Here is an 8,817-nt window from a genome sequence, read left to right as displayed (position 1 = left end):
GGTAAATGCTTTGCTGGAATCCAGTGTGAATGTTTATGATTATCTTACCGGATGGCAAAATATTGAGTACTTTTCCGGACTTCTGAACATTGATTCCGGGAATGAGAAAATCAAAACATATATTTCTCTATTCGAATTGGAAGAAGCAATCCATGAAGCTGTAGGGACTTATTCACGGGGAATGCGACAAAAGCTGGCTTTATTGATTGCCCTAATGTCTTCTCCGAAGCTCTTACTCTTGGATGAGCCTACGTTGGGGCTGGATATACAGAGTAAGTTATCCGTTATACAGATATTGAATACCATTATAAAAACAGAGAAAATTGCAGTCTTACTTACCTCACATCAAATGGATGTGGTACAAAAACTTCAAAGTAGAATACTGATTTTAAAGGATGGAGTCGTACATGAATTCGATAAAACGGATTACGAAGACAAGGATTTATATATTGTTTCCTATATAAAAGACAATAAACTGGAAAGTGATGCGGTTCGGGGAAGCTTTCAGGATATATATCAAAGCTATTATAAAAAATATGAAATTCTGGAAATAAGAAAAAAGGAAAGTGACTTGGAAGAAATATTGCTGGAGGTTTTCCATGAAACTGATTAAAGCGGAATGCAAAAAAAGTCTGATAGAGGCGGCCAGCTATTATCCGGATTATATTGTGGGCATATTAACAGATATTTTGTTACTTGTAATAGTCATGAATACTGAGGGGGAACAAGAGGAAAAGCTCTTTGCTTATGTTTTGTGGATTTTGGTAAATGGTGTTTTATCGGAAGCGTCTTTATGTATATCCACGGAAAAGCAGATGGGAACTTTGCAAAACCTGATGATTAAACCCTATTCCATTATGCAAATCATTAGCGTAAAAACCTTGGTTTGGTTTTTGCTAAATAGTGTTAAAGCTTGTATTTGCATAGGAATAGCCTCTTTGTTTATAAAGCTTAGCTTTCGATTTGAATACTTTTATATTGTTATGCCGGTGTGCTTTGGCTGTATGGGGATATCCTATATACTGTCTGCCTTAACCCTAATTTTTACGAAAATGGCCTCTTTTGTCAGCATTGTTGGCTACCTGTTTTTATTTCTTTCCGGCAGTATCCTTTCTTTACCGGGATATCTGAACTATACCAATCCGCTATCGGCAGGTTCCCATTTTTACGCTCTATTGATTTATCAAACAGCAGGGGTTAAGGAATTTTTTATTCTACTGATGCTATGTGTAGCATATTTCTTTGCAGGAAAAGGCATTTTTACCTTTGTATTTCAAAGGAGTAAACAATTTAAATGGACATATTAAGACTATGATGAAGCATGAGCTGACGATTAGAACCGCATTTCATTGCCTTTTCACATGCTAAGGGATATACTGACTAGGATTTATTGTGTATTTCTTTAGGAGAAAATTTTTGAATAATATAGAAATAAAAGATTGTACTTACGAATACGTACGAAGGGATGAAAATGATGAGGTAGTGGAGAAGCTTTCCGCTATTTCTCGTTTGAATTTCACAATCGAAGAGGGAAGCTTTGTCTGTGTGCTGGGCCATAACGGTTCCGGAAAATCCACACTGGCAAAGCTTTTTAATGCTTTACAGATTCCTACGGAGGGATGCGTGATTATTTCCGGTATGGACAGCCGGGAGGAGGCCAATGTTTTCCCTATCCGGGAAAAGGTTGGCATGGTTTTTCAAAATCCCGACAACCAGATTATTGCCTCTGTGGTGGAGGAGGATGTGGGATTCGGGCCGGAAAATATCGGTGTTCCTACGGAGGAAATCTGGAAGAGGGTGGCAGATGCTCTGGACGCAGTCAATATGGAGGCCTACCGCCTGAAATCTCCTAATCACTTATCCGGCGGACAGAAGCAAAGGGTAGCTATTGCAGGAACCCTGGCTATGGAGCCGAAAACCATTGTGCTGGATGAGCCCACTGCCATGCTGGATCCCAGCGGTAGAGCGGAGGTTATTCGGTCTATTCGGGAGCTGAACCAAAAGAAGGGTATCACTATCATTTTAATTACCCACTATATGGAAGAGACCGTGGATGCGGATCGCATTATTCTTATGGATCAGGGAAAGCTGGTGCTGGACGGTACACCGAAGGAAATCTTTTCCAAGGTGGAAGAGCTGAAGTCTTTACGAATGGATGTGCCTTTGATTACCGACCTGGCCCATGAGCTTCGTCTTTCCGGTATGCCGGTTTCGGATGGTATTTTAAAGGAAGAGGAGCTGGTGGAGGAATTGCTTTCCATCTTCGGAGAGGATTCTTTCGTGGAAGAGGGGCATAGAGAGAAAAATCAGAATCAGGAAGAAAATCAACTCTCTGCAGTGCAAAGCTCTGAAATGGACAGCCCTGCCGGGGCAAGTTTGGATGAATCGGATAGAGATATGCCGGATTCGGAAGATGAATCCGATGCGTTGCCAAGCTTCGAGACAGACAATTCTGGAGTAAAGAGTGCTGAGGGAGTAGATTCTCAAACTCCCACGCCCTCTTTGGAAGAAAAGGATTTTATTCTAAAGGTAGAAAATCTTTCCTGCATTTATCAGAAGGGCACTGCCATGGAAAGCTATGCCTTAAAGGACATCAATTTGTCGATTAAAAGGGGAAGCTTTTCTGCTCTGATTGGCCACACCGGTTCCGGAAAATCCACCCTTTTACAGCATTTTAACGGTCTGATTAAGCCGGAAGAAGGAGAGATTTCCGTACATTTTCGGAAGAATCCTGCTCTGATTTTACAGGACAAGGGCTTTTTGTTTTGGAAGGGAAAGAAAAGAAAAGTGGAAAAGGAAGGGGTACTTTCCTTCCGGGAAGAGGGCTTTGATTTTCAAGGACTTCGTTTCAAGGTAGGCTTGGTCTTCCAGTATCCGGAGTACCAGCTTTTTGAGGAAACAGTTTTCGAGGATGTGCTTTTCGGGCCGAAGAATCAGGGGCTATCTTTGGAGGAAGCTAAGAAAGAGGCGGAAGAGGCTTTAAGAAGCATGGGGGTGGAAGAAGCTCTATGGCAGAAGTCTCCTTTTGAACTTTCCGGTGGACAGAAGCGAAGGGTAGCTATTGCGGGCGTGCTGGCTATGGAACCGGAGCTTTTGATTTTGGATGAACCCACCGCAGGGTTGGATCCGGCAGGAAGGGAAGAGCTGTTTCAAGTGATTGCCCATTTGCAGGAGCGCTATGCCATGACCATTCTCTTGGTTTCTCATTCTATGGATGATGTGGCTTGCTATGCGGAGGAGGTTTTTGTTTTAAATCAGGGTGAATGTATTCGACAGGGTAGCCCCGAGGAGGTATTTTCTCATAAAAAGGAAATGGAGGAGCTGGGCTTGGGACTGCCTCAGATTCGGGCCTTTTTGTATAGCTTGGAGGAAAAGGGCTTGTCCTTCCCTAAGAAGAATACGGTGCAGGAAGCGAAGGAAATGATTCTTTCCGCCTATCAGAAGAGAAAGGGAGGGGAAAATGCTTAGAGAAATTACCTTAGGGCAGTACTACCCGGTAGACTCCCTTCTTCATAGACTGGATCCCAGAGTGAAGCTGGCAGGAACCTTTTTGTTTCTGATTGCCTTGTTCATTGTAAACAGCTGGACTGCCTATATTTTTCTGGCTCTGGTTTTGCTTTTATTGATTAAGCTTTCCAATGTTCCCTTCTCCTTTATGGTTCGGGGCTTGAAAAGTGTTTTGTTCCTCCTCTTACTGTCGGTGAGCTTTAACCTGTTTTTAACACCGGGAAAAGAGATTTTTCGCTTTTATATGTTTAAAATCAGTCAAGAGGGATTGCATATTGCGTCTATGATGGCAGTGCGACTGATTCTGTTGGTATTAAGCAGCTCCTTAATGACTCTTTGCACCACCCCCAATGAGCTGACGGACGGGATGGAGAAGGGGCTTTCTATCTTGAAAAAGCTGCATTTGCCCATCCATGAAATTGCCATGATGATGTCCATTGCGCTACGTTTTATTCCGATATTGGTGGAGGAAACGGATAAGATTATGAAGGCCCAGATGGCCAGGGGAGCGGATTTTGAAAGCGGAGGAATCATCCGGAAGGCTCAGGCTATGGTGCCCATTTTGGTGCCCCTCTTTGTTTCCGCTTTTCGAAGAGCCTATGACCTGGCTTTGGCCATGGAATCCCGTTGCTATCAGGGGGGAGAGGGGAGAACGAAGATGAAGCCTCTTCACTATGAAAGAAGAGACTATCTTTCTTACCTCTTCCTGCTTATGGTGTTGGCGCTTTCCATTGGAAGCCGATTTGTCTCTCTGCCATAAAATCAGAAAAATAGAGAGTATACCGGACAGGATTGCAAGGTCGGTATTACCGGATAAAATCACAAGGAGAGTACGACAAAGAGAGAATGCTTTTTTGGCATGGCAGATATTTTTCGGGAAGGTAAAGAAGATTTGTCTTCTGCCTGCTGGTTGAGCAACAGAAAGGAAGCGGATGGAACAACGGATTGTATTAAAACTGGCCTATGAGGGAACGGCCTACCATGGCTTCCAAAAGCAGGAGGGGCTTTCCACCATTGCCGGCACCGTAGAAGAGCAGCTCCGTAGTCTTTTTCCTTGGAAAATGGAGAACTTTATCGGAGCCAGTCGGACGGATCAGGGGGTGCATGCTCTGGGCAATCTTCTTTCCTTCGATACGGAGGGGAAGGTTTCCGGAGAACAGATTTTACGGGCCTTAAACAGCTATTTGCCGGAGGATATTCGGGTGATGGAAGCCCACTCCGTGCAGCAGGAGTTTCATCCCCGTTTTACCCCTCATAGGAAGGCTTACCGTTACAGCGTTTGCCGGAGTAAGGTGGAAAATCCCCTTCGCAGAAGGACGGCATACCATTATACCTTTCCTCTGGATTGCGGGAGAATTGCCAAGGGGATGGAGCTTTTAAAGGGAGAGCATGACTTTCGAAGCTTTGCCAATCCCAAGGCCCAAAGCCTTTTGCAGGGGGGAAGCTCTGTGCGGGAGATTTATTGTTTTTCCCTGGAAGAGGAGGGGGATTACCTTCATTTTTCTGTAGAGGGAAATGGCTTTTTGTACCACATGATTCGGATTCTGGCCGGGACTCTTTTGGAGCTGGGGAGGGGAAGGATAAGCCTAGCCCAATTAGAAGAAATTTTGGAAAAGAAGGATCGTACTCTGGCAGGTCCCACCGCTCCGGCAAAGGGGCTTTGCTTAATGAATTTAGACTATGGAGATTTTCAATCTTTTCTTTTATAGTATAGAAGAGTTTTCGAAAGCCCATGGAATTGCTTTTTTGAGAACAGTGCATTGTTGTTATAAAGCTATGATACGGTTTTTATATAGGCTATGGAACTGTATTTATAGAAAGTATAGAATAGAGCTTTAGAGTGGCTTGAGGGGATGAAGAGGAAAGAAGGGAGTAAGGCATGGAGAAAGAACAGATTTCCTTTTTTGATTTTCAAGGAAGATATGGAAGAGAAGAGTATCGTTCTCTTCGGGAAAATGGGATGTATTATCCGGAAAGCTTGGAACAGGGCTGTATGGGCTTTCGGAAAAGCCTTTTGGAAAAGGATATTTCTCCCTATGGATTGCATTTTTTTGACTGTGCTTCGATGCACTTTTTGACAAAGTTTTTCTTGGAAAGGCTTCGGGAGGATTTTATTCTTCTTCTTTTCGACCATCAGGCGGATGTGAAGAAGCCGGAGGTTCGGGGGCTTTGCCACCATTCCTGGCTTCGGGAGGTTATGGTAAGACTGCCCCACTGTAAGGGGATTTTGCTCTTAGGGGCTACCGAAGAGGAAAAAGCCACCATCAACGATGCTTTGATGACCTTGGGAGATGAGTATGTTCCCATGCAGGGAGGCAGGGAAAGTCTGGAGTCCAGAAGGGAGGTGGCTGCAAGGCACCCGGGGGTTCGGGACCCCTTGATGCATACCAGCCTTTATTGTTTTTCGGACCGGGATTTTCAGATTGGAAGAGCAAAGACGCATATTCCGTCTCTACTCCGTTTGGTACAGCTACCCCTGTACTGTTCCATGGATAAGGACATTTTCGGGAAGGGCTTTACGGAGCAGGAATACCGTATCGCCATGGACTGCGTTTTGGCTTCGGGACAGAAGATTTTGGGGATGAATATCTTCGAGGGAGATGGGGAAGCTGCTCCGGGAGAAGCGTTTAACCTATCTCTGATTAAGGAATATAAGGAAAATGCCTTAGGGCTATTCCAAAAGACAGAGCTATAAAAGCATGAAGATGCTGAAGATAGAGTTATAAAGCAGTAAGGACTACAGTAAACCGGTTGGGATTGCTTGTAAAGAAGATCCGGTTTACAAAGTGAAGTAAGGTTAAAAATGTAAACAAGAGCAGGAGGAAGCAGGAGATGAAGATTCGTGTAGCAGACTACATTGCCCAAAAGTGTTATTCCATGGGACTTAGCAGAAATTTCTCTGTGGTTGGAGGAGGGGCAATGCACCTGAATGATGCCTTAGGACACCATAAGGGAATCAAGACCTTATACCAGCACCATGAGCAGGCCTGTGCCATGGCGGCGGAAAGCTATGCCAGAATCCACAATGTGCCGGGTATTGTATGTGTGACATCCGGTCCAGGGGGAACCAATGCCATTACCGGTGTGGTAGGAGCGTATCTGGACTCCATCCCCATGCTGGTTCTATCCGGCCAGGTGCGTCACGACAATACCGCCCGCTGGTCCGGAAGAGCCCTTAGAGCCATGGGAGACCAGGAATTTGATATTCTGCAATCTGTATCCTGCATGTGTAAATACAGTGAGATGCTGATTGACCCTTATCGGGTACGCTACGCCATTGAAAAGGCAATTTACCTTAGCCAAACAGGTCGTCCCGGCCCCTGCTGGTTGGATGTTCCTGTGGATGTGCAGGGCTTTATGGTGGAGGAAGAGGATTTGCTGGGCTTCTCCCCGGAGAGCTATGAAGCAGGGGGAGATGGCTGGGAAACTGGCAGTGTAAAGAATAGCCATCCGGAAACCGCCACCGCCCTTAGAAGGTATTTTGCCAAGGAAGAGGAAAAGGAAGCTCTCTTAAAGGCCTTATCTTCTGAAAAGAATCCTCATATTTTGGAGGAAGACAGAAAGGAGCAGAAGGAAAAGACCGGGATTCAGAACTGGCAGGATTTCCTTCCTCTGGCTAAAGAAGTTTTAGAGAAGATTCGAAGCAGTGAGCATCCTATCTTCTATACCGGAAACGGTATTCGTATTGCGGGAGCGGAGGGCTTGTTCTTAGAATGTGCGGAAAAGCTGGGAATTCCGGTGGTTTTAGGCTGGAATGCTCCGGACATTTTCCCTACCAAGCATCCTTTAAATGCAGGTCGCCCCGGAGGAAGAGGTGACCGTCCGGGAAATCTGGCGGTGCAAAATGCGGATGTGATTTTAAGCATTGGCTCCCGCTTAAATATTCGTCAGGTGGGCTACAGCTTCTGGGAGTGGGCGCCCAAGGCCTATGTGATGCAAAACGATATTGATTTGGAAGAGATTGCAAAGCCCTCCGTGCACTGTGACCTGACGCTTCACGGAGATGCCAAGGCTCTCTTAGAGGCCTTACTGCATTTGCTGAATCAGGAAGAAAAGCTTCCACTTTTTGCCGGGGGAAAGGGTATCTCCAGAGAAAAGGCAAAGAGTTTTGTGCGGGAAGAGGCGGCAGGAAAGATTTTGGCGGAAAAGCAGGATGCCAACTTAAGCTGGCTTGATACCATCCGTTTTTATCAGGCAAACTACCCCACCGTGCTTCCGGAGTATCTTGAGCAGCGAGAGGGAGAACTTACCAATGTTTACGCTCTTGTGGAAAAGCTTTCCGAGAGAGCTTCGGAAGACCAGATTACCGTGGTGGGAAATGGTTCTCCCTGTGTTGCCGGCGGACAGAGCTATATCATTAAAAAGGGAACTCGTTTTATCAGTCAGGACGGCGTGGCTTCCATGGGTTACGGATTACCGGCGGCTATCGGTGCCTACTACGGAGTAGTGGATTTTACCGAGGATGAGAAAAAGCGTCTTTCGGAGAATCCCTATTGGAAGGGCAAGGGAGAAATTTACCCGCTTTATCAGGGTAAGGATATTCTCTTAATGACCGGAGACGGCTCTATCCAGATGAATTTGCAGGAATTGCAAACCATTATTCATCATCAGATGCCCATTAAGATTTTCGTGGTAAACAATGGAGGCTATCATTCCATCCGTCAAACCCAGAATAGCTTCTTCGGTAAGCCCTTGGTGGGAATCGGTGTGGACTCCGGCGTGGAGGGCTGTGACCTGTCCTTCCCGAACCTTGAGAAACTGGCCCATGCCTATGGCTATCCCTATGTTTCCATCAGGGAAAATGCAGAGCTTGAGCAGGGGATTGAAAAGACCTTAGGACAGAGCGGCCCCGTTATTTGTGAAGTGTTTGTAAGCATGGAGCAGCAGTTCCTGCCCAAGTCCAGTGCCAAGAGAGATGCGGAGGGGAACCTCTTCAGCCCGCCTCTTGAGGATATGGCGCCCTTCCTTCCGGAGGAGGAGATGGAAATGCTGATGCTCTATCCCAGAAAGAAATAAGGGAAAGCTTTTCAAAGGAAGATGCTTGGCAATACGGTAGGAAAGAGAGAATTTTCAAGGGGATATATTTAAGCAATAAGGGAGTTTTGTGAAGATATTAATCAGTGGGGTAAGCAGTTTTCTGGGAATTTATACCGCAAAGGAACTGCTTTCCCAAGGCCATCAGGTCTATGGCATTGTTCGAAAAGAGAGTAAAAATAGAGAGAAGCTGGAGTCCCTTAGGGGGCTTCAGCTCATTTCCGTTGATATGAAGGCGTTTTCCTCCTATGCAGAGGAAGGGGAAATTGCTTTGGC

At 45.6% G+C, this 8,817-nt stretch carries 8 protein-coding genes; all 8 read left to right on the top strand.

The annotated features are described in order from the left end of the window. The coding region (locus tag RYL27_RS09445; RefSeq protein ID WP_314966814.1) for an ABC transporter ATP-binding protein at positions 1–613 on the top strand (613 nt) is incomplete at its 5' end. Next, entirely contained in the window at positions 600–1,307 is a 708-nt protein-coding gene (locus RYL27_RS09440) for an ABC transporter (RefSeq protein WP_314966812.1), read from the top strand. The genes RYL27_RS09445 and RYL27_RS09440, both read left to right, overlap by 14 nt. A 109-nt stretch (positions 1,308–1,416) precedes the next feature. Next, the gene (locus RYL27_RS09435; protein ID WP_314966810.1) at positions 1,417–3,468 is read left to right on the top strand and encodes an energy-coupling factor transporter ATPase; all 2,052 of its coding nucleotides are present in this window, start codon (positions 1,417–1,419) and stop codon (positions 3,466–3,468) included. Then, on the top strand, positions 3,461–4,267 hold the full coding sequence (locus tag RYL27_RS09430) for an energy-coupling factor transporter transmembrane component T family protein (protein WP_314966808.1): 807 nt from the start codon (positions 3,461–3,463) through the stop codon (positions 4,265–4,267). Before RYL27_RS09435 ends, RYL27_RS09430 begins: the two co-directional genes overlap by 8 nt. A gap of 172 nt (positions 4,268–4,439) precedes the next feature. Further along, positions 4,440–5,216, top strand: coding sequence for a tRNA pseudouridine(38-40) synthase TruA (truA, locus tag RYL27_RS09425; protein WP_314966806.1), 777 nt, complete (start codon positions 4,440–4,442; stop codon positions 5,214–5,216). Between the two features lie 170 nt (positions 5,217–5,386). Then, on the top strand, positions 5,387–6,202 hold the full coding sequence (locus RYL27_RS09420) for a hypothetical protein (RefSeq protein WP_314966804.1): 816 nt from the start codon (positions 5,387–5,389) through the stop codon (positions 6,200–6,202). A 137-nt stretch (positions 6,203–6,339) separates the two neighbouring features. Continuing rightward, entirely contained in the window at positions 6,340–8,523 is a 2,184-nt protein-coding gene (locus tag RYL27_RS09415; RefSeq protein ID WP_314966802.1) for a thiamine pyrophosphate-binding protein, read from the top strand. Positions 8,524–8,611: 88 nt separating this feature from the next. Then, on the top strand, positions 8,612–8,817 hold a 206-nt coding region (locus RYL27_RS09410; RefSeq protein ID WP_314966800.1), incomplete at its 3' end, for a GDP-mannose 4,6-dehydratase.

Origin of the sequence: Oribacterium sinus (genome assembly GCF_963537195.1) — a bacterium.
GTDB lineage: Bacteria > Bacillota > Clostridia > Lachnospirales > Lachnospiraceae > Oribacterium > Oribacterium sinus_A.
This window is presented reverse-complemented; position numbering and strand designations above follow the sequence as displayed.

Coding starts and splice junctions, on each gene's coding strand:
- RYL27_RS09440 (WP_314966812.1), top strand. CDS start 600: ATGAAACTGATTAAAGCGGAATGCAAAAAAAGTCTGATAGAGGCGGCC.
- RYL27_RS09430 (WP_314966808.1), top strand. CDS start 3,461: ATGCTTAGAGAAATTACCTTAGGGCAGTACTACCCGGTAGACTCCCTT.
- truA (WP_314966806.1), top strand. CDS start 4,440: ATGGAACAACGGATTGTATTAAAACTGGCCTATGAGGGAACGGCCTAC.
- RYL27_RS09420 (WP_314966804.1), top strand. CDS start 5,387: ATGGAGAAAGAACAGATTTCCTTTTTTGATTTTCAAGGAAGATATGGA.
- RYL27_RS09415 (WP_314966802.1), top strand. CDS start 6,340: ATGAAGATTCGTGTAGCAGACTACATTGCCCAAAAGTGTTATTCCATG.